Raw genomic sequence first — 19,729 nt, forward strand, 5'->3', positions numbered from 1 at the left:
CATCCGTCCGTCCGTCGCCAGCGAACGGCGGCGGACGACACGGCCCGCGCGAATAGCATGGAGGGCTCATGTCTTCCGCCATCCCCGTGATCTCCTACCCGCCAGAGCTGCCCGTCAGCCAGAAGCGGGACGACATCGCGCAGGCGATTCGCGATCACCAGGTCGTGATCGTCGCGGGGGAAACCGGGTCGGGCAAGACCACGCAGCTGCCCAAGATCTGCCTCGAGCTCGGCCGCACCTCGATCGGCCACACCCAGCCGCGGCGCATCGCCGCCCGCACGATCGCGGAGCGTGTCGCCGAGGAGCTCGGCACCGACCTCGGCGGGCTCGTCGGCTACCAGGTGCGCTTCACCGACCGCGTGAGCGACGACACGCGCATCAAGTTGATGACCGACGGCATCCTGCTCGCCGAGATCCACCGCGACCGCGACCTCAAGCGCTACGACACGATCATCATCGACGAGGCCCACGAGCGCAGCCTCACGATCGACTTCCTGCTCGGCTACCTCAAGCAGCTGCTCCCCCGCCGCCCCGACCTCAAGGTCATCATCACGTCGGCGACGATCGACCCCGAGAGCTTCTCGCGTCACTTCGGCGACGCCCCGATCGTCGAGGTCTCGGGCCGCACGTACCCTGTCGAGATCCGCTACCGGCCGCTCGCGCCCGAGGACGCCGAGGAGACGGATGACGAGGGCGACGACGACTTCGACGACGAACCCCCGACCCGCCGCGGCGGCGACCGCTCGCGCGCCGACGACAAGCCGCGCGCCGAAGCCATGGATCTCATGGAGGGCATCAACCGCGCCCTCGACGAGCTCTCGCGCGAGGCGCCCGGCGACGTGCTCGTCTTCCTCAGCGGCGAGAACGAGATCCGCGACGCCGAGGACGCGATCAAGGGCCGCAACCTGCCGGGCACCGAGGTGCTCCCCCTCTACGGCCGCCTCAGCGCCGCGGAGCAGCATCGCGTCTTCGAACCGAGCAGGGTCGCGGGCCTCCGCCGCCGCGTCGTGCTCGCCACGAACGTCGCCGAGACCTCGCTCACCGTGCCGGGCATCAAGTACGTGATCGACGCGGGCACAGCCCGCATCAGCCGGTACTCGGCGCGCGCCAAGATTCAGCGCCTGCCGATCGAGGCCATCTCGCAGGCATCCGCCCGGCAGCGCTCGGGCCGCTCCGGCCGCACCTCGAACGGCATCGCGATCCGCCTCTACTCCGAGGCCGACTACGAGCGCCGCCCGGAGTACACCGAGCCCGAGATCCTCCGCACGAACCTCGCCGCCGTCATCCTGCAGATGATCTCCCTCGGCCTCGGCGACATCGCGCAGTTCCCCTTCCTCCAGCCGCCGGAGTCGCGCGGCATCAAGGACGGCATGGACCTGCTGCGCGAGCTCGGCGCGATCGAGACGGATGCCCGGCAGCCGCGCATCACCCGGGTCGGCCGCCAGCTCTCGCAACTGCCCATCGACCCCCGGCTCGGCCGCATGCTGCTCGAGTCGAAGCAGCACGGCACCACTCGCGAAGTGCTCGCGATCGTCGCGGGGCTCTCGATCCAGGACCCGCGGGAGCGCCCGCTCGAGAAGCGGCAGCAGGCCGACGAGAAGCACGCCCGGTTCCGCGATCAGACGAGCGACTTCCTCGGGCTGCTCAACCTGTGGAACCACCTCGAGGAGCAGCAGCGCGAGCTCTCCTCGAGCGCGTTCCGCCGCATGTGCCGCAACGAGTACCTCAACTACCTCCGCATCCGCGAGTGGCAGGACCTCTACCGCCAGCTCGTGCGCGCGGCGAAGCAGCTCGGGCTGCACGTCGGCGAACCCTCGGTCAATCCCGACGGGATCCACCGCTCCCTGCTCGCCGGGCTGCTCAGTCAGATCGGTCTGAAGGACAGCCAGAAGAAGGACTACGTCGGCGCCCGGCAGACCCGGTTCGTGATCTTCCCCGGCTCGGCGCTCGCGAAGAAGCAGCCCGCCGCGATCATGAGCGCGGAACTCGTCGAGACCTCGCGCCTGTTCGCCCGCACCAACGCGGCGATCGACCTCGCGTGGGCCGAGCCGATCGCGAAGGGGCTGCTCAAGCGCACCGTCGGCGAGCCGCACTGGGAGAAGAAGCAGGGCGCCGCCGTCGCGTACGAGCGCGTGACGCTGTACGGGGTGCCGATCGTCGAGCGACGCCGCATCCAGTACGCGCGCGTCGACCAGGCGCACGCCCGCGAGCTGTTCATCCGACACGCGCTCGTCGAGGGCGAGTGGGACTCGCCGCAGGCGTTCGACCGCGAGAACCGCAAGCTGCGGAAGCGCCTGCAGGAGGTCGAGGAGCGTCAGCGCCGACGCGACATCCTGTTCGACGACGAGGCGATCTTCGAGTTCTACGACAAGCGCATCCCCGACGACGTCGTCAGCACCCGCAGCTTCGAGGGCTGGTGGCGCAGGGCGCGGGCTCAGACCCCCGATCTGCTGACGATGACCGAGGCCGACCTCATCGGCGAGGACGACCGCATCGACGAGAACGCGTATCCGTCGCAGTGGCGGCAGGGCGACCAGCGGCTCACGGTCAAGTACCGCTTCGAGCCCGGCGCCGAGGACGACGGCGTCACCGTGCAGGTGCCGCTCGCGCTGCTCGCCCGGCTCTCCCCCACCGGGTTCGACTGGCAGGTGCCGGGCTTCCGCGAGGAGCTCGTCGCCGCGCTGATCAAGACGCTGCCTAAGGCGATCCGCCGCAACGTCGTGCCCGCGGCCGACTGGGCCCGCCGTCTGCTGGAGGCTCTGCCGCACGACCCGGAGGAGTCGGGCGTCTCAATCGCCGAGTACCTCGCCGACCAGATCCAGCGGAAGACCCACACCCCGGTGAGCCCCGACGACTTCGAGTGGGATCGGGTGCCCGGGCACCTGCGCGTGGGCTTCGCCGTGCTCGACGACAACGGCCGCCGGCTCGCCCGCTCGTACGACCTCGAGGGGCTGCAGCACAAGCTGAAGACCCGGTCGCGGCAGTCGGTCGCCGCCGTCACCGAGCGCACGCCGAACGCGATCGAGCGCAGCGGCATCACGACGTGGGACCTCGACGAGCTGCCCCGGCACGTCGACACCCGCCGCGCCGGCGCCGTCGTGCGCGGCTACCCGGCCCTCGTGGACGAGGGCGCGTCGGTCGCGATCCGCGTGCAGGCCACTCCCGCCGACCAGGCGCGGGAGCACGCCCGAGGCATCCGGCGCCTGCTGCTGCTGACCGTGCCCTCGCCGCTCGGCTACGTGCGCGAGCACCTGAGCCAGAACGAGAAGCTCGTGCTCGCGACGAGCCCGTACCAGAACGTGCAGGTGCTCTTCGACGACACGATGCTCGCGGTGATCGAGGCCGCCGTGCGCCGCCGCACCCCTGACGGGCTGCTGTGGACGCGCGACGAGTTCGAGGCGACGCGTCAGGCCGTCTCGGCCGAACTCGTCGACGAGCTCTACGCCGCCGTCACGCTCGTGACGCAGGTGCTCACCGCCGCCCGTGACGCCGAGCGCGCGCTCAAGGGCGCGACGAGCATGACGGTGCTGCCGGCGCTCGCCGACGCGCGCGAGCAACTCGGGGCGCTCGTCTTCCCGGGCTTCGTCTCGCGCACCGGGCTCGAGCAGCTGCGCCACGTGCCCCGCTACCTCCGCGGCATCGCGGCCCGCATGGAGAAGCTGCCGACGGACGTCGCGCGCGACCGCGTCTGGATGACCGAGGTGCAGAACGCGACGGCGCGGTACACGCAGGCGGGCGGCAGGCTGCCGCTGCAGCCGGATGCCCCGGCACACCTCCTGCGGGTGCGCTGGCTGCTCGAGGAGCTCCGCGTCTCGCTGTTCGCGCAGCACCTCGGCACCGCGGAGACGGTGTCGGTGCAGCGGATCACGAAGGCGCTGCAGGCGTCGTCCTGACGTCGGGGTGAGGTGCCCGGCCGGAGCCCCGAGGAGACCCTCCGGATGTCGCCCCCACCGCCTACCGTGCCCTCATGAGCGAATTCCGTCTCGAAGAGCTCTCGACCGAGAACCTGCCCGGTCTCGTCGAGCTCCAGCTGAGGCCCGGCCAGGAGCGCTTCGTGGCACCCGTGCTGCACTCCATCGCCGAGGCGTACGTCACGCCCACGGCGTGGCCCCGCGCCATCCTCGAGGGCGACGAGGTCGTCGGCTTCGTCATGGCGAACTTCGACCCCGACAACGAGCTCGAGGCGTTCCGATGCGGCATCTGGCGCATGAACGTCGCCGGCTCGGCGCAGGGGCGCGGGGTCGGCCGTTTCGCCGTCGAGGAGGTCGCGGCCGAGGCCCGGCGCCGCGGTCAGAGCCGCATGACGGTGCTCTGGGAGCAGGGCGAGGGTGGGCCGGAGGGGTTCTATCTGCGGTGCGGGTTCGAGCCGACCGGCGAGGTGCTGTTCGGCGAGATCGTGGGCGCCCGGAGCACCGAGCCCCGCTGATTCCGCCCTCGCGCGGCGGGTACCGTTCCTCCTATGGGCACCACGGGACTCCGGCGCGCGACGGTCAAGGACGTCGCCGCGCTCGCGGGCGTCTCGCCTAAGACCGTCTCGAACGTGATGACCGGTGCGGCCGTCGTGAGCGAGGGCATCCGCAGTCGCGTGCTCGCCGCGATCGAGGAGCTCGGCTACGTGCCGAACTACAGCGCGCGCGGGCTCCGCAACGGCCGCTCGGGCATCGTCGCCCTCGCCCTGCCCGACCTCGCCACCCCGTACTCCGCCGAGATGACGAACGCCTTCGTCGAGGTCGCCCACGAGCGCGGCTGGGCCGTCATCATCGAGCAGACCGCCCGCGACCCCGGACGCGAGTGGTCGCTGCTCTCCCGCGCCCGCGCCCAGCTGGTCGACGGCGTCGTGCTGAACCCCGTGACCCTCGAGGCGAGCGCCCTCGCCCGCGTCGAGGACCTCCCGCCCGTCGTGCTCATCGGCGAGGTGCAGCAGAACTCCGTCGACCACGTCGAGGTCGACAGCGTCGCCGCCGCCCGGGAGATGACCGCGCACCTGCTCTCGCTCGGCCGCCGCCGCATCGCCGCGCTCGGGGCCGTCGGGCCCGGTTTCGACACCGCGACAGCGCGGCTGCGCCTCGAGGGTTACCGGCAGGCCCTGACCGAGGCGGGCGTGCCCGTCGATCCGGCGCTGGAACTCAGCGTCGACGTGTGGGCGCCGGAGAACGCCGCCGAGTGCGTCGCCCGGGTGCTCGCCGAGGGCCTCGACTTCGACGCCCTGTTCTGCTTCACCGACTCCATGGCGATCGGCGCCCTGCACTCGCTCGCCTCGGCGGGCCTGCGGGTGCCGGCGGATGTCGCGGTCGCCGGCTTCGACGACATCGCCGACGGCCGCCTCGCGATCCCGCCGCTCACGACCGTCGCGTTCGACAAGCGCCTCTTCGCCGAGCGCACCCTCGACCTGCTGAACGCCCGCATCGGCGAGCGCGACCTCGAGGCGCGGCGCGAGGTCATCCCCTACCGCCTGGTGACCCGCGCGAGCACCCTCGGCTGAGCCCCACCGGGCAACGCGACCATCGGACGCTAACGAATCGGGGACGACCCTTCCCCGCTCTTCCGCCGCGACGCGCACCCCGACAGACTGATCTGGAACATCGTCCAGACGGGGTACTTGCAGCCCGTTTTACATCGATGTAAAGATGAGCCATCACGAAGGAGTGAACCATGGCTTCGAAGACGAACCCCACCACGACCAATGCGAGACCGACAGCGTTCAGCCGCCGTCAACTGCTGGTCGGCGGCGCGGCCGCCCTGGGCGGCGCGATGCTCGCCCCGGCCCTCACCGGCTGCTCGACCGGGGCCGCGGCCTCCGGCGAGGCGCAACTGTCGTTCTGGCATCCCCTCACCGGCGGCGACGGCATCACGATGTCCGACCTCGTGACCGAGGCGAACCAGGCGAACGAGACGTTCAACGCCGAGCAGACCGTGCTCACCTGGGGCCCGCCGTACTACACGAAGCTCGCGATGGCCTCGGTCGGCGGCCGCGCCCCCGACGTCGCCGTCATGCACGCGGCCCGCCTTCCCGGCTATGCGCCGGGCGGCCTGCTCGACCCCTGGGACACCGACCTGCTCGCGGAGTTCGGCGTGACCGAGGAGGACTTCGCCCCCCGCATCTGGGAGAAGGGCGTCTACGAAGGCGACGTCTACTCGATCGCGCTCGACGCGCACCCGTTCATCCTCATGTACAACACCGACATCGCCGAGGCCGCGGGAGTGCTCGGGTCGAACGGGCAGCTCGTCGAGACCACGAGCCCCGAGGACTTCCTCGAGGTCGCCAGGGCGATGACGGATGCCGCGCCGGCGCACGGCCTCTCCTACGGCTACCTCAACGACGGCGCCCAGATGTGGCGGCTCTGGTACACCTTCTACCGCCAGATGGGCGCGGAGTTCGAGCTCCCCGTCGGCGGCAAGGCGAAGTTCGACGAGGAGGCGGGCGTCGCCGCCTTCGACTACATCCGCCAGCTGCTCGACAACGAGATCGCGACCTCGACCAACGACTACGCGACCGCCGTCGCCGAGTTCTCGAGCGGCGACTCCGGCATGTTCCTCACCGGTCCGTGGGAGCTGCCGACGATGCAGAACGCCGAGCTGCCCGTCGACGCGATGCCGATCCCGACCCTCTTCGGCGAGCCGGCCGCCTACGCCGACTCGCACGCCTTCGTGCTGCCGCACCAGGCGTTCCCCGACGAGAACAAGCGCCGCGAGACCTACCGCCTCGTCGCGAACATCCTGCAGAACTCGATCAAGTGGGCGGGCGCCGGTCACATCCCCGCGTACGAGCCCGTGACCGAGGACCCCGCCTACGGGGAGCTCCTGCCGCAGGCGCACTACGTGCAGGCATCCGAGATCGTCAACTACGACCCGCCCGCCTGGTTCACCGGCTCCGGCTCGGACTTCCAGAACCTCTTCGGCCAGCACATGCAGCCCGTGCTGCTCGCCGGTGCCGACCCCGCCGCGGGCCTCCGCGACTTCAAGGCCGCGCTCGACGTGCTCCTGTCGAAGCCCAATCCCGTCTGATCGCTCGTCTCTATCGCCTCAAGGAACGAAGGAGTTCTGATGACCACAGCCGCCGTCGGCAACCGCGCCGTCGCCACCGCGGGTCCCGCGGCCGACGACGCGGAGGCCACCGCCACCCGCGAGCGACCGCGCAATCGCGAGAACGGCCCGGGTTGGGCGTTCGTCGCCCCGCTCGTGGTGTTCTTCGCCCTCTTCCTCGTCTGGCCCCTCATCCACGGGCTCTACCTCAGCTTCACCGACCAGTCGATGACCGGTGCCGGCGGAGCGTTCGTCGGCCTCGCCAACTACGCCGAGGCGTTCGCGGATGCCGAGATGTGGCGCGCCCTCTGGAACACCGTCTGGTTCACGCTGCTCTCGACCGTGCCGCTCGTGCTGATCGCCCTCGTCATGGCGCTGCTCGTCGAGGCCGGGCTGCCCGGCAAGTGGCTGTGGCGGCTGTCGTTCTTCATGCCGTTCCTGCTCGCCTCGACCGTCGTCTCGCTGATCTGGGTCTGGATCTTCAACCCGCAGCTCGGCCTCGTGAACTCGGTGCTGCAGAGTTTCGGCCTCGCCGCGGTGCCGTGGCTGCAGGACCCCACGGTGTCGATGATCTCGATCGTCATCGCCACGGTCTGGTGGACCGTCGGCTTCAACTTCCTGCTCTACCTGGCCGCGATTCAGAACATCCCGGAGCAGCAGTACGAGGCCGCATCGATCGACGGCGCCGGGCGCTGGCGCAAGCTCTGGTCGGTCACGCTGCCGCAGCTCGCGCCGACGACGATGCTCATCGTCATCCTGCAGATCCTGGCGTCCCTGAAGGTGTTCGACCAGATCTACCAGATGATGAACCAGCTGGTGACGCCCGCGACGCAGTCGGTCGTCGTCTACATCTTCGACACCGGCTTCACCGGCTACCGGTTCGGGTACGCCTCCGCGATCTCGTACATCTTCTTCGCGATCGTGCTGATCATCTCGCTCGTCCAGTTCCGCACCAATGCACGAAGGAGTGCTTGACATGACCGCCGTCGCCGCGCGACCCACCCGCCGCATGCCCTCCTCGTCCGGACTGAAGCCCGGCGAGAAGCGCTTCGGCGTCGCCCGGATCCTCGCGATCCTCGTGCTGCTCTTCCTCGCGGTCACCTGGCTGCTCCCCCTCGCCTGGGCCGTCGCCACGTCGCTGCAGACCGAGGCGGATGCCGGCAGCGCGCCCGTCTCCTGGTTCGGCGAGAGCGGCGTGACGTTCGACGCGTACACGAACGTGCTCGGCGCCGGCAACGTGCCCATCTGGGCGTGGAACAGCCTGTGGACCTCGGCCGTCATCACGTTCCTGACGGTCGCTACCTGCGCACTCGCGGCGTACGCGTTCTCGCGGCTCGACTTCGCGGGCCGCAAGCCGCTGTACTTCGCGATCATCGCCGCGATCGTGATCCCGCCGCAGGTGCTCGTGATCCCGCTCTTCTACCAGATGCTCGCGTTCGGCATGGTCGACACCTACCTCGGGCTGATCCTGCCCCAGGTGGTCGCGCCGGCCATGGTGTTCATTCTCAAGAAGTTCTTCGATCAGGTGCCGATCGAGCTCGAGGAGGCGGCCCGCGTCGACGGCGCCAGCCGGCTGCGCGTGTTCTGGTCGGTCGTGCTGCCGCTGTCCCGCCCGATCCTCGCGGCGGTGTCGATCTTCGTGTTCATCCAGGCCTGGAACAACTTCCTCTGGCCGTTCCTCATCATCAACGACACGAACCTCATGACGCTGCCCGTGGGCCTGCAGACCGTGAAGAGCGCGTTCGGCGTGCAGTACGCGCAGAACATGGCGATGGCGATCCTCGCCGCGCTGCCCCTGATCGTGCTGTTCCTCTTCTTCCAGCGCCAGATCATCCGCGGCATCGCGACGACCGGCTTCGGCGGCCAGTAGTCCCCCGCGGTCCCCTTCCCCTCCCCGACACCGACAGGAGTTCCATGTCAATCGCCCACATCGTCCTCGATCGCGACTTCGTGATCGGCGACGTGCCCCGCCGCCTCTTCGGCTCGTTCGTCGAGCACATGGGCCGCTGCGTGTACACCGGCATCTACGAGCCGGGGCACCCGGAGGCCGACGAGCGCGGGTTCCGTCAGGACGTGCTGAAGCTCGTGAAGGAGATGGGCCCCACCGTCATCCGCTACCCCGGCGGCAACTTCGTGTCGGGCTACGACTGGGAGGACGGCATCGGTCCGGTCGAGAAGCGGCCGCGGCGCCTCGACGGCGCGTGGCACACGATCGAGACGAACGAGTTCGGCCTGCACGAGTTCGTCGACTGGTCGCGCGAGGCGGGCACGGAGATCATGGAGGCGATCAACCTCGGCACCCGCGGCATCGACGAGGCGCGCGCGATCGTCGAGTACGCCAACTTCCCGGGCGGCTCGAAGTGGAGCGACCTGCGCATCGCGAACGGCGCGAAGGAGCCGTTCGACATCAAGCTGTGGTGCCTCGGCAACGAGCTCGACGGCCCGTGGCAGATGGGCAGCAAGACACCGCACGAGTACGGTCGTCTCGCCCAGGAGGCCGGCAAGGCGATGCGCCTGATCGATCCGTCGATCGAGCTCGTCGCCGTCGGCAGCTCGAGCTCGAACATGCCGACGTTCGCCGAGTGGGAGCACACCGTGCTCTCCCTCGCCTACGACGAGGTGGACTACATCTCCTGCCACGCCTACTACCAGGAGGAGAACGGCGACGCGGGCAGCTTCCTCGCGACCGCGATGGACACCGACCACTTCATCGAGTCGGTCGTCGCCACCGCGGACGCCGTGCGGGCGCGCGTCAAGGGCAAGAAGCGCATCAACATCTCCTTCGACGAGTGGAACGTCTGGTACCAGCGCGGCCTCGAGACCGAGGACCAGCCGCACGTGATCACCCGCCGGGGCGAGTGGCGCGAGCACCCGCGCATCATCGAGGACACGTACAACGTGACGGATGCCGTCGTGGTCGGCACGCTGCTGCACTCGCTGCTCCGGCACGGCGACCGCGTCACGATCGCCAACCAGGCGCAGCTGGTCAACGTCATCGCCCCGATCCGCAGCGAGGAGAACGGCCCCGCGTGGCGGCAGGCGAGCTTCTGGCCCTTCGCGCGCATGTCGGCGCTCGCGAAGGGCGGCATCCTCCGCCCCGTCGTGAAGAGCGACAAGTACGCCACGAAGGAGTTCGGCGACGCCGACCTCGTCGACGTCGCGGCGACCTGGGACGAGGCGACCGGCCAGGCCGCCGTGTTCCTCGCGAACCGCGGGCTCGAGGAGGCCGCGGACGTGACGATCGAGTTGCGCGGCTTCGGCGCCACCGGCATCGGCCGCGCGGAGGTGCTCACCGTTCCCGAGGGCGGCGACCGGTTCGCCGCCAACACCGAGCAGGACCAGGACCGCGTCGGCCTCAGGCCGCTCGACGCGGCGATCGACGAGGGCGTCGTGCGGGTGACCCTGCCCGCGCTGTCGTGGGCGGTCGTGCCGCTCGAGGTCTCGCGGGCGTAAGCCCTTGCCGGCGGCGGTCGCGGCGATTCGGGCGTCGCGACCGCCGCCACCCCCGCGCCTCGCCCCGCGGCGCCTCGCTCGGGACGGCGCGCTCAGACCACGTCGACCGCGACGCCGGCCCGGCGGATGGCGCGCAGTTCGGCACCCTCGCCCGAGGCATCCGTCACGAGGCGGTGCACCTCGTCGAGCGCGGCGATGCGGGCGAGCGCGGTCGCGCCGATCTTGCTGCCGTCGGCCGCGACGACCACCTCGCGGGCGCTGCGCATCATCGCGCGCTTCACCTCGGCCTCGGGCACGTTCGCGTTCGTCACGCCGTCGGCGACGGTGACACCGTTGCAGCCGAGGAACGCGATGTCCGCGTCGAGGCTCTCGAGCACGGCCGTCGCCATCGGGTTGACCAGGGAGTGCTGCAGCGGACGCAGCGTGCCGCCGGTCACGACGACCTCGACGTGTTCGACCGCCTCGAGGCTCCGCGCGATCGCGAGCCCGTTCGTGACGACGAGCAGCGCGTCGAGGCGGGGACGCGTCGCGATCGCCCGCGCGATGGCATCCGTGGTCGTGCCGACGTCGAGCGCGACCGTCATCCCCGGGGCGAGCAGCTCGACGCATGCGGCCGCGATCGCGTCCTTGGCCGCGGCGTTCTCGGTCGCCGTCTCCTCGAAGGGGCGCTCCCGGGCGTCGAGGCTGACGGCCCCGCCGTGCACGCGACTGAGCAGCCCCTCCTGCTCCATCTCCTGCAGGTCGGTGCGCACCGTGACCATCGACACCCCGAGCAGGGCCGCGAGCGCGCGATTGCGCACGAACCCGCTGCGCTCGAGCTCGGCGGCGATGCGCGCGCGGCGCACGGGCGCCGGCTGCGGCGGCTCGTCTGCGGACACGGCTCCTCCTCGTCGGTCGAGGCTATCGGGCGGGGGTGACGGGAGACGACGGAGGCACGCGACGCCTGCGGCGCGCGTGTCGGTGGCGGGTGTCGCGCGGGGGTCATCCGATCGCCCTGGCGGGTCGGGCGCGCGTCATCCGCCTCCGTCGGCGTAACTCATGAGTCGCGGCGCGGCACGCCGAGCCCACCCGGCGCGTCGCCCTTTCCACTCGTGATTCGCGCCGACCCGATCGGCTGGAAGGAGGCACGTGAGCCCGGTCCGCGGGGCGGTCTCGCGACACGCCGGGAGGCTGTCCCCCCAACGGGGGAAGCGCCCGATATCGGGGTCCGACGCGACACGCCGAGCCATCACATTCCACAGAAATCCACCCTGTGGACAGGTGTCTCCCCAGGAGCGGAAATACCCTGATCCGGGCCGTTGTTCTACTAACAGAGCCTGTGGACTACGAGAAAGTCGCGACACAGCATCTTGTGGTCCCAAGGAATGTCGGACCCCGTATGTAGTATCGCTTCGCGGCCAGGGGGTCGCTGCCGGATCCAGTGATCACGGCACGGGGTTGGGCCCGGCGAGAGCCGGAATCCAAGGGGAGAAAGGCATCACGAAAGTGACCATCACCGTCTACAGCAAGCCGTCCTGCGTGCAGTGCACCGCCACCTACCGCGCCCTCGACAAGAAGGGCATCGAGTACGAGGTCAAGGACGTCTCGGTCGACGAGCAGGCCCTCGCCACCGTCAAGGAGCTCGGCTACATGCAGGCCCCCGTCGTCGTCACCGACGACGCCCACTGGTCGGGCTTCCGCCCCGACCGCATCGAGGAACTGAGCGCCAAGCTCGCGTGACCCCCATGCACGAGGTCGTCTACTTCTCCAGCACATCGGGCAACACGCACCGGTTCGCCGAGAAGCTCGACCTGCCGGCGCGGCGCATCCCGCTGTATGCGCGGGATGAACCGCTGCTGGCCGATCGCCCCTACGTACTGATCGTTCCGACGTACGGAGGCGGCGACGGGAAGGGAGCGGTGCCCAAGCAGGTCATCCGCTTCCTCAACCACGAGGGCAACCGATCCCTCATCCGCGGCGTCATCGGCGCCGGGAACACGAACTTCGGTGCGGCCTACGGCCTCGCGGGCGACATCATCGCCGCGAAGTGCAAGGTGCCGCACCTGTACCGATTCGAACTCTTCGGAACAGCCGACGACGTGCGCGTCGTACGGCAGGGATTGGAGACCCTGTGAGCATCGCAACACCCCCCGCGGCGACAGTCGCACCCGTTCAGCTCGACTACCACACGCTCAACGCGATGCTGAACCTGTACGGACCGGACGGCAAGATCCAGTTCGACGCCGACCGTCAGGCCGCGCGGCAGTACTTCCTGCAGCACGTCAACCAGAACACGGTCTTCTTCCACTCCCTCAAGGAGCGCCTCGACTACCTCGTCGAGAACAACTACTACGAGGGCGACGTGCTCGCGCAGTACTCGTTCGAGTTCATCACCGCGCTGAACGACCGCGCCTACGCCGCGAAGTTCCGCTTCCCGACCTTCCTCGGCGCGTTCAAGTACTACACGAGCTACACGCTCAAGACCTTCGACGGCAGCCGCTACCTCGAGCGCTTCGAGGACCGCGTCGTCATGACCGCGCTCACCCTCGCCGCCGGCGACGAGTCGCTCGCGGCGGAGCTCGTCGACGAGATGATCTCCGGCCGCTTCCAGCCCGCGACCCCGACCTTCCTCAACGCGGGCAAGGCGCAGCGCGGCGAGCTCGTCTCCTGCTTCCTCCTCCGTCTCGAGGACGACATGGAGTCGATCGGCCGCGGCATCAACTCGGCCCTCCAGCTCTCGAAGCGCGGCGGCGGCGTCGCGCTGCTGCTCAGCAACATCCGCGAGCACGGCGCGCCCATCAAGCGCATCGAGAACCAGTCCTCCGGCGTCATCCCCGTGATGAAGCTGCTCGAAGACTCGTTCTCGTACGCCAACCAGCTCGGCGCGCGTCAGGGCGCCGGCGCGGTGTACCTCAGCGCGCACCACCCCGACATCATGCGGTTCCTCGACACCAAGCGCGAGAACGCCGACGAGAAGATCCGCATCAAGACGCTGAGCCTCGGCGTCGTGATCCCCGACATCACCTTCGAGCTCGCGAAGAACAACGAGGCGATGTACCTCTTCTCGCCGTACGACGTCGAGCGCATCTACGGCAAGCCGTTCGCCGATATCTCGATCACCGAGAAGTACCGCGAGATGGTCGACGACCCGCGCATCCGCAAGACCAAGATCAACGCCCGCGACTTCTTCCAGACGCTCGCGGAGCTGCAGTTCGAGTCGGGCTACCCCTACGTCGTGTTCGAGGACACGGTGAACAAGGAGAACCCGATCGAGGGTCGCATCAACATGTCGAACCTCTGCTCGGAGATCCTGCAGGTCAACACCCCGTCGAAGCTCGGCGAGGACCTCGGCTACGAGGTGATCGGCAAGGACATCTCCTGCAACCTCGGCTCGATGAACATCGCCCTCGCGATGGACGGCGGCGACCTCGGCAAGACCGTCGAGACCGCCGTGCGCGCGCTGACCGCCGTGTCGGTCGCGAGCGACATCCGCGCCGTCCCCTCGATCGCGTACGGCAACTCGCGCACGCACGCCATCGGCCTCGGCCAGATGAACCTCCACGGCTACCTCGCCCGCGAGCGGGTGCACTACGGCAGCGAGGAGGGCATCGACTTCACGAACATCTACTTCTACTCGGTGCTGTTCCACGCGCTCCGCGCCTCGAACAAGATCTCGATCGAGACGGGCGAGACGTTCGACAACTTCGAGAACTCGAAGTACGCCGACGGCACGTTCTTCGACAAGTACACCGAGCGCGCCTGGGTGCCCGAGACCGAGAAGGTCAAGGAGCTGTTCGCGAAGTCGGGCATCGCCATCCCGACGCAGGAGGACTGGCTCGAGCTCAAGAAGAGCGTCATGCAGCACGGCATCTTCAACCAGAACCTGCAGGCCGTTCCGCCGACGGGCTCGATCTCCTACATCAACAACTCGACCTCGTCGATCCACCCGATCGCCTCGAAGATCGAGATCCGCAAGGAGGGCAAGCTCGGCCGCGTCTACTACCCGGCGCCGTTCATGACGAACGACAACCTGGAGTACTACGAGGACGCGTACGAGATCGGCCCCGAGAAGATCATCGACACCTACGCCGCGGCGACGCAGCACGTCGACCAGGGCCTCTCGCTGACCCTGTTCTTCAAGGACACGGCGACGACCCGCGACGTCAACCGCGCGCAAATCTACGCGTGGCGCAAGGGCATTAAGACCATCTACTACGTGCGCATCCGCCAGCTCGCCCTCGAGGGAACCGAGGTCGAGGGCTGCGTCAGCTGCATGCTCTGATCCGACGAGGACACACATCATGACCGAGAAGCTCAAGCTCATCGATCGCGTCACCGCGATCAACTGGAACCGCCTTCACGACGACAAGGACCTCGAGGTCTGGAACCGGCTCACCAACAACTTCTGGCTGCCGGAGAAGGTCCCGATCTCGAACGACGTGCAGTCGTGGGCGCGCCTGACCCCCGCCGAGCGCCAGCTCACCATGCGGGTGTTCACGGGCCTCACCCTGCTCGACACGATCCAGGGCACGGTCGGCGCGGTGTCGCTGATCCCCGACGCGCTGACCCCGCACGAGGAGGCCGTCTACACGAACATCGCGTTCATGGAGTCGGTGCACGCCAAGAGCTACTCCTCGATCTTCTCGACGCTCGCGTCGAGCCGCGAGATCGACGAGGCGTTCCGCTGGTCGGAGGACAACGAGTTCCTCCAGAAGAAGGCCGCGATCGTGCTGGAGTACTACCACGGTGACGACCCGCTGAAGCGGAAGGTCGCCTCGACCCTGCTCGAGTCGTTCCTCTTCTACTCCGGCTTCTACCTGCCGATGTACTGGTCGAGCCGCGCTCAGCTGACGAACACCGCCGACATGATCCGCCTCATCATCCGCGACGAGGCCGTGCACGGGTACTACATCGGCTACAAGTTCCAGCGCGGACTCGAGCTGGTCGACCAGGCCAAGCGCGACGAGCTCAAGGACTACACGTTCTCGCTGCTGATGGAGCTCTACGACAACGAGGCCGACTACACCGAGAGCCTCTACGACGAGGTCGGCCTCAGCGAGGACGTCAAGAAGTTCCTCAACTACAACGCGAACAAGGCGCTGATGAACCTCGGCTACGAGTCGCTTTTCCCGAGCACCGTGACCGACGTGAACCCCGCCATCCTGTCCGCGCTGTCGCCGAACGCCGACGAGAACCACGACTTCTTCTCGGGGTCGGGGTCGAGCTACGTCATCGGCAAGGCCGTCGCGACGGAGGACGAGGACTGGGAGTTCTGACCAGGCTCTGACCAAGACTCGGAGGGGCGCCTCTAGCCGGCGCCCCTCCGATCTGCGGTGGGCGTGCGATTCGGGTCGCGCCTCACCGCCACGCGGCGGACACCTCCGATTCGGGTTCTGAGGTTTCCGCCCACACGCGAGGGGCGCATCCGATTCGGGTTCGGGTGCGCCCCTCGTCCCGTCCCCTCCCGCCCCTCCCCGCCTAGGCTCGGACCGTGCCCCTTCCCACCGACATCGCCGAGGACGCCGCGTACGTCGCGCGCGACGGCGACATCCGGGTGGCCGCGGCGATCGTCTCCGACGGCGCCGGGCGCACCCTCGTCGCCCGCTCCCGCGGCACGACGCCCTTCATGCAGCCCGGCGGCAAGCTCGACCCGGGCGAGACTCCGCGGCAGGCGATGGTGCGAGAACTCCGCGAGGAGATCGGCGTGGACGTCGACCCGGCGGATGCCACGTGGGTCGGCCGCTTCGAGGCGTCGGCCGCGAATCATCCGGGCCGCACGGTCGTCGGCGAGATCTTCCGGGTGACGGTCGATCCGGGCGCGGTCGGCGCCCGCGCGGAGGTCGAGGAGGTCGCCTGGATCGACCCGCAGGCGCCGACCGACCTCGAGCTCGCACCGCTGACGGTGCTCCTCCTCCCCCACGCCTAGCCCCTGTCCACGGGGCTCCCACAACTAGACTGGATGACTCGTGAGCAGCTACCTGGATCTTCTGAAGCGGCCCGGCGTCGCCCGGGTGATCGCGGCACAGCTCACCGCCCGGTTCCCCAACGGGATGCTCTCGCTGGCGTACCTGCTGCACATCGAACGCGTGCAGGACTCCTACGGCGCCGCGGGCCTCGTGCTCGCCGCGACGAGCATCGGCCAAGCCGTCGCCGGCCCGCTGACGAGCCGCTGGATGGGCCGCTGGGGCATGCGCCCCGTGCTGATCCTGACCCTCGTCGTCGCCGCGCTTTCCATCTTCACCGTGGCGCTCGTGCCGATGCCGCTCTGGGGCTACATGCTCGTCGCCCTCGTCGGCGGCCTGTCGACCCCGCCGATCCAGCCGGCGGTGCGCACGATCTACCCGAAAATGGTGACGTCGAAGCAGCTGACCCCGCTGTTCTCCCTGGACGCCTCGGCGCAGGAGATCATCTGGGTCGCCGGGCCCGTCGTGATCACGTTCGTCGCCACGCAGATCTCGACGGTGTTCGGGCTCGTGCTCTGCGGCGTCATCCTGATCCTCGGCGGCATCTGGTTCATCGCCTCGCCCGAGGTCGGCCGGGTGCGCATCCCCCGCTCGCGTCGCCGCCTCGGTGCCGTGCTGATCAAGCGCCCCGTGCTGCTCGCGACCCTCGTCGGCTTCCTGCTCATCGGCGCCTGCTCGGCCACGGAGGCCGCGGTCGTCGCCGCGTTCGACCACGGCGGCCCGGAGTCGGGCGCGATCCTCGCGATCTTCGCCCTCGGCTCGCTCGCCGGCGGCCTGGCGTTCGGACACATCCCGGTGGGCCCGTGGGCGCTCGCCCGGCGCATGCTCATCGTCACGATCGGCATGGGCCTCGCCGCCCTCGTGCTCGACTTCTGGTGGCTCGTCGGCGCCCTGCTCATCGCGGGTATCGGCATCGCCCCGGCCCTCGCGGTGATGTTCGCGATAACGTCGTCGAGCGTCCGCTTCAGCGAGACCGCCGAGGCGTATGGCTGGGTCGGCACCGGACAGCTGATCGGGGCGGCCATCGGCTCCGCGATCGCGGGCTTCCTCATCGACGCGAGCGGCGCGGCCGGCGGGTTCGTGACGGCGTTCGCGATCGCCGCGCTCGGCGTTCTCCTCGCGGTGGTCGCCAAGGCGTGGCATCCGGATCTGCGCGGCCGGGACGCGAGCCCGATCCCCGACACCGAACCGGTGCCCGTGCAGAGCTGAGCGTCAGCCGAACGCCAATAGTGTGAGGGGCATGACCAGCTCTCCCCTCCTCCCCCTCAACGACGGCCGCTCGATCCCGCAGCTCGGGCTCGGGGTCTACAAGGTGCCGGACGCGGATGCCGCTGAGCTCGTGCGTCTCGCCCTCGAGGCGGGCTACCGGCACGTCGACACCGCCACGCTGTACCACAACGAGCGCGGCGTGGGCGAGGGAGTGCGGGCCTCGGGACTTCCCCGCGAGGACGTCTTCGTCACCACGAAGGTGTGGAACGACGACCAGGGCTACGACGCGACGCTGCGCGCGTTCGACGAGAGCGCGAAGAAGCTCGACCTCGACTATGTCGACCTGTACCTCATCCACTGGCCCGTCCCGTCGAAGGACCGCTACGTCGACACGTGGAAGGCGCTCGAGCGCCTGCAGTCCGAGGGCCGGGTGCGGTCGATCGGCGTCTCGAACTTCAAGGAGCACCACCTCGAGCGCATCCTCGCGGAGGGCGAGGTCGTGCCGGCCGTGAACCAGGTCGAGCTGCACCCGTGGCTGCCGCAGCGCGCTGTGCGCGAGTTCGACGCGGCGCACGGCATCCTCACCGAGGCGTGGTCGCCGCTCGCGCGCGGGCGCGTGCTCGGCAACCCGACGCTCGACGCCCTCGCCGAGAAGCACGGCAAGACCCCGGCGCAGATCGTGCTGCGCTGGCACCTCGAGCTCGGCAACGTCGTGATCCCGAAGTCCGTGAAGCCGGAGCGCGTGCGGGAGAACTTCGACGTCTTCGACTTCGCGCTCGACACCGACGACCTCGCGGCGATCGCGCACCTCGAGAGCGGCGAGCGCACCGGCATGGACCCGGACGCGGGCTGACGCTACCGGCGGCGCGTCGGGCACCATCAGCCGCGCTTGTCACGAGTAGCCGCGAACAGTCGCGGCTGGAAGTGACTTCCGCGGCTGGTCGTCGCCGGCGAGCGCGGCGTGGCCCGAATCAGCGCGGGTACCGGCCCACCGCGACGTGGCGCCCGGAGCAGCCCGGAGCCACGCGACCGCGGCGTGGCGTCCGGGTCGGCCCGGGCGCCACACCGCAGCGCGCTACCAGCGCGGGTGGATGGCCGCGCGGAAGTAGCGGTCGTAGATCTCGGTGACGCGCTGCGTGAACTCGGGGCCGAGCTCCGGGGCATCCGCCGCCTGCGCGTTCGCGCGCGCCTGCTCGATCGAGCGCGCGCCGGGGATGACGGTCGTCACGCCGTCGAGCTGCACGAGCCACGCGAGCGCCGCCTGCGCCGGCTCGAGACCGTGCTCGCGGGCGAGGGCGCTGAACTCCTGCGCTGCCTTGACGCCGTCGGCGTAGTCGACGCCCGAGAACGTCTCGCCGACGTCGAACGCCGCGCCCTGGCGGTTGTAGTTGCGGTGGTCGTTCTCGGGGAACGTCGTCGACTCGTCGTAGCGGCCGGAGAGGAGCCCGGATGCCAGGGGCACGCGCGCGATGATGCCGACGCCGCCCTCGATGGCGGAGGGCAGCACGGCGTCGAGCGGCTTGAGCCGGAACGCGTTGAGGATGATCTGGATGCTCGCCACGTGCGGGCGGGCGATCGCGGCGAGCGCCTCGTCGGTGGTCTCGACGCTGATGCCGTATGCCTTGATCGCGCCCTCCTCGACGAGGGTGTCGAGCGCGTCGAACACGCGGTCGTCGGAGTACACCGGCGTCGGCGGGGTGTGCAGCTGCACGAGGTCGAGAGTCTCGGTGCGCAGGTTGCGGCGCGACCGGTCTGTCCAGGCGCGGAAGTTCACGAGCGTGTAGAGCGCCGGGTCGAGCTCGACGCGGCGGCCCATCTTGGTCGCGACGGTCACCTGCGCGTCGGGGTGGGCGGCGAGGTACTCGCCGATGATCGACTCGCTGCGGCCGTCGCCGTAGACGTCGGCGGTGTCGAAGAACGTGACGCCCGCGTCGACGGCGGCGTCGAGCACGGCCATGGCGTCCTCGGTGGAGACGTCGCCCCAGTCGGCGCCGAGTTGCCAGGTGCCGAGGCCGATGGGAGAGGCGGTCAGATCGGTGCGGGGAAAGCGACGCGGCTGCATCCCCTCAGCGTACCGATCCGAGGTGGGCGGCCCGCGCGAG

Annotated in this window: 16 protein-coding genes; 14 read left to right on the plus strand and 2 right to left on the minus strand. The window is 69.6% G+C overall.

Annotated features, from left to right (window positions below; translation table 11 throughout):
* Window positions 1-68: 68 nt before the first annotated feature.
* The 7 genes from hrpA (at window position 69) to arfA (ending at window position 10,476) form a co-directional block, all read left to right on the plus strand.
* Window positions 69-3,893, plus strand: a complete 3,825-nt coding sequence (gene hrpA, locus JUB10_RS02155; protein WP_207453874.1) for an ATP-dependent RNA helicase HrpA — start codon at window positions 69-71, stop codon at window positions 3,891-3,893.
* Window positions 3,894-3,967: 74 nt separating this feature from the next.
* Window positions 3,968-4,426, plus strand: coding sequence for a GNAT family N-acetyltransferase (locus tag JUB10_RS02160; RefSeq protein ID WP_207453875.1), 459 nt, complete (start codon window positions 3,968-3,970; stop codon window positions 4,424-4,426).
* A gap of 33 nt (window positions 4,427-4,459) precedes the next feature.
* Complete coding sequence (locus tag JUB10_RS02165) at window positions 4,460-5,482, plus strand: LacI family DNA-binding transcriptional regulator (protein ID WP_207453876.1); 1,023 nt, start codon at window positions 4,460-4,462, stop codon at window positions 5,480-5,482.
* Between the two features lie 170 nt (window positions 5,483-5,652).
* Entirely contained in the window at window positions 5,653-7,005 is a 1,353-nt protein-coding gene (locus JUB10_RS02170; RefSeq protein ID WP_207453878.1) for an extracellular solute-binding protein, read from the plus strand.
* A 39-nt stretch (window positions 7,006-7,044) separates the two neighbouring features.
* Window positions 7,045-7,998 (plus strand): carbohydrate ABC transporter permease, encoded by a 954-nt coding sequence (locus JUB10_RS02175; RefSeq protein WP_207453880.1) that lies wholly within the window; start codon window positions 7,045-7,047, stop codon window positions 7,996-7,998.
* Between the two features lies 1 nt (window position 7,999).
* Window positions 8,000-8,893, plus strand: a complete 894-nt coding sequence (locus JUB10_RS02180; RefSeq protein WP_207453882.1) for a carbohydrate ABC transporter permease — start codon at window positions 8,000-8,002, stop codon at window positions 8,891-8,893.
* Between the two features lie 44 nt (window positions 8,894-8,937).
* Window positions 8,938-10,476: an arabinosylfuranosidase ArfA gene (gene arfA, locus JUB10_RS02185; protein WP_207453884.1), complete on the plus strand. Its 1,539-nt coding sequence runs from the start codon at window positions 8,938-8,940 to the stop codon at window positions 10,474-10,476.
* Window positions 10,477-10,568: 92 nt separating this feature from the next.
* Here arfA and JUB10_RS14495 read toward each other — a convergent pair whose 3' ends face one another.
* Window positions 10,569-11,354: a DeoR/GlpR family DNA-binding transcription regulator gene (locus JUB10_RS14495; protein ID WP_207453886.1), complete on the minus strand. Its 786-nt coding sequence runs from the start codon at window positions 11,352-11,354 to the stop codon at window positions 10,569-10,571.
* A 607-nt stretch (window positions 11,355-11,961) separates the two neighbouring features.
* Between JUB10_RS14495 and nrdH the strand changes: the two genes are divergently transcribed.
* The 7 genes from nrdH (at window position 11,962) to JUB10_RS02225 (ending at window position 18,480) form a co-directional block, all read left to right on the plus strand.
* The gene (gene nrdH, locus JUB10_RS02195) at window positions 11,962-12,195 is read left to right on the plus strand and encodes a glutaredoxin-like protein NrdH (protein ID WP_207453888.1); all 234 of its coding nucleotides are present in this window, start codon (window positions 11,962-11,964) and stop codon (window positions 12,193-12,195) included.
* Between the two features lie 5 nt (window positions 12,196-12,200).
* Window positions 12,201-12,590 (plus strand): class Ib ribonucleoside-diphosphate reductase assembly flavoprotein NrdI, encoded by a 390-nt coding sequence (nrdI, locus tag JUB10_RS02200; RefSeq protein WP_207453890.1) that lies wholly within the window; start codon window positions 12,201-12,203, stop codon window positions 12,588-12,590.
* The gene (gene nrdE, locus JUB10_RS02205; RefSeq protein WP_307859050.1) at window positions 12,587-14,737 is read left to right on the plus strand and encodes a class 1b ribonucleoside-diphosphate reductase subunit alpha; all 2,151 of its coding nucleotides are present in this window, start codon (window positions 12,587-12,589) and stop codon (window positions 14,735-14,737) included. The genes nrdI and nrdE overlap by 4 nt, the downstream gene beginning before the upstream one ends.
* Window positions 14,738-14,756: 19 nt before the next feature.
* The gene (nrdF, locus tag JUB10_RS02210) at window positions 14,757-15,731 is read left to right on the plus strand and encodes a class 1b ribonucleoside-diphosphate reductase subunit beta (protein ID WP_207453892.1); all 975 of its coding nucleotides are present in this window, start codon (window positions 14,757-14,759) and stop codon (window positions 15,729-15,731) included.
* Window positions 15,732-15,946: 215 nt separating this feature from the next.
* The gene (locus tag JUB10_RS02215; protein WP_307859051.1) at window positions 15,947-16,381 is read left to right on the plus strand and encodes an NUDIX hydrolase; all 435 of its coding nucleotides are present in this window, start codon (window positions 15,947-15,949) and stop codon (window positions 16,379-16,381) included.
* A 40-nt stretch (window positions 16,382-16,421) separates the two neighbouring features.
* On the plus strand, window positions 16,422-17,627 hold the full coding sequence (locus JUB10_RS02220) for an MFS transporter (protein ID WP_207453894.1): 1,206 nt from the start codon (window positions 16,422-16,424) through the stop codon (window positions 17,625-17,627).
* Window positions 17,628-17,658: 31 nt separating this feature from the next.
* The gene (locus JUB10_RS02225) at window positions 17,659-18,480 is read left to right on the plus strand and encodes an aldo/keto reductase (RefSeq protein ID WP_207453897.1); all 822 of its coding nucleotides are present in this window, start codon (window positions 17,659-17,661) and stop codon (window positions 18,478-18,480) included.
* A 222-nt stretch (window positions 18,481-18,702) separates the two neighbouring features.
* Here the strand turns inward: JUB10_RS02225 and JUB10_RS02230 are convergent, their stop codons facing one another.
* The gene (locus JUB10_RS02230; protein WP_207453898.1) at window positions 18,703-19,689 is read right to left on the minus strand and encodes an aldo/keto reductase; all 987 of its coding nucleotides are present in this window, start codon (window positions 19,687-19,689) and stop codon (window positions 18,703-18,705) included.
* Window positions 19,690-19,729: the final 40 nt, after the last annotated feature.

Source organism: Desertivibrio insolitus, assembly GCF_017355965.1.
Lineage (GTDB): Bacteria > Actinomycetota > Actinomycetes > Actinomycetales > Microbacteriaceae > JAFIQW01.

What these genes read in the sequence shown, in the direction of transcription:
- JUB10_RS02180 (WP_207453882.1), top strand. Translation starts at nt 8,000, where the DNA reads ATGACCGCCGTCGCCGCGCGACCCACCCGCCGCATGCCCTCCTCGTCC.
- JUB10_RS02165 (WP_207453876.1), top strand. Translation starts at nt 4,460, where the DNA reads ATGGGCACCACGGGACTCCGGCGCGCGACGGTCAAGGACGTCGCCGCG.
- hrpA (WP_207453874.1), top strand. Translation starts at nt 69, where the DNA reads ATGTCTTCCGCCATCCCCGTGATCTCCTACCCGCCAGAGCTGCCCGTC.
- JUB10_RS02225 (WP_207453897.1), top strand. Translation starts at nt 17,659, where the DNA reads ATGACCAGCTCTCCCCTCCTCCCCCTCAACGACGGCCGCTCGATCCCG.
- nrdI (WP_207453890.1), top strand. Translation starts at nt 12,201, where the DNA reads ATGCACGAGGTCGTCTACTTCTCCAGCACATCGGGCAACACGCACCGG.
- JUB10_RS02170 (WP_207453878.1), top strand. Translation starts at nt 5,653, where the DNA reads ATGGCTTCGAAGACGAACCCCACCACGACCAATGCGAGACCGACAGCG.
- JUB10_RS02230 (WP_207453898.1), bottom strand. Translation starts at nt 19,689, where the DNA reads ATGCAGCCGCGTCGCTTTCCCCGCACCGATCTGACCGCCTCTCCCATC.
- JUB10_RS02175 (WP_207453880.1), top strand. Translation starts at nt 7,045, where the DNA reads ATGACCACAGCCGCCGTCGGCAACCGCGCCGTCGCCACCGCGGGTCCC.
- JUB10_RS02160 (WP_207453875.1), top strand. Translation starts at nt 3,968, where the DNA reads ATGAGCGAATTCCGTCTCGAAGAGCTCTCGACCGAGAACCTGCCCGGT.
- arfA (WP_207453884.1), top strand. Translation starts at nt 8,938, where the DNA reads ATGTCAATCGCCCACATCGTCCTCGATCGCGACTTCGTGATCGGCGAC.
- nrdF (WP_207453892.1), top strand. Translation starts at nt 14,757, where the DNA reads ATGACCGAGAAGCTCAAGCTCATCGATCGCGTCACCGCGATCAACTGG.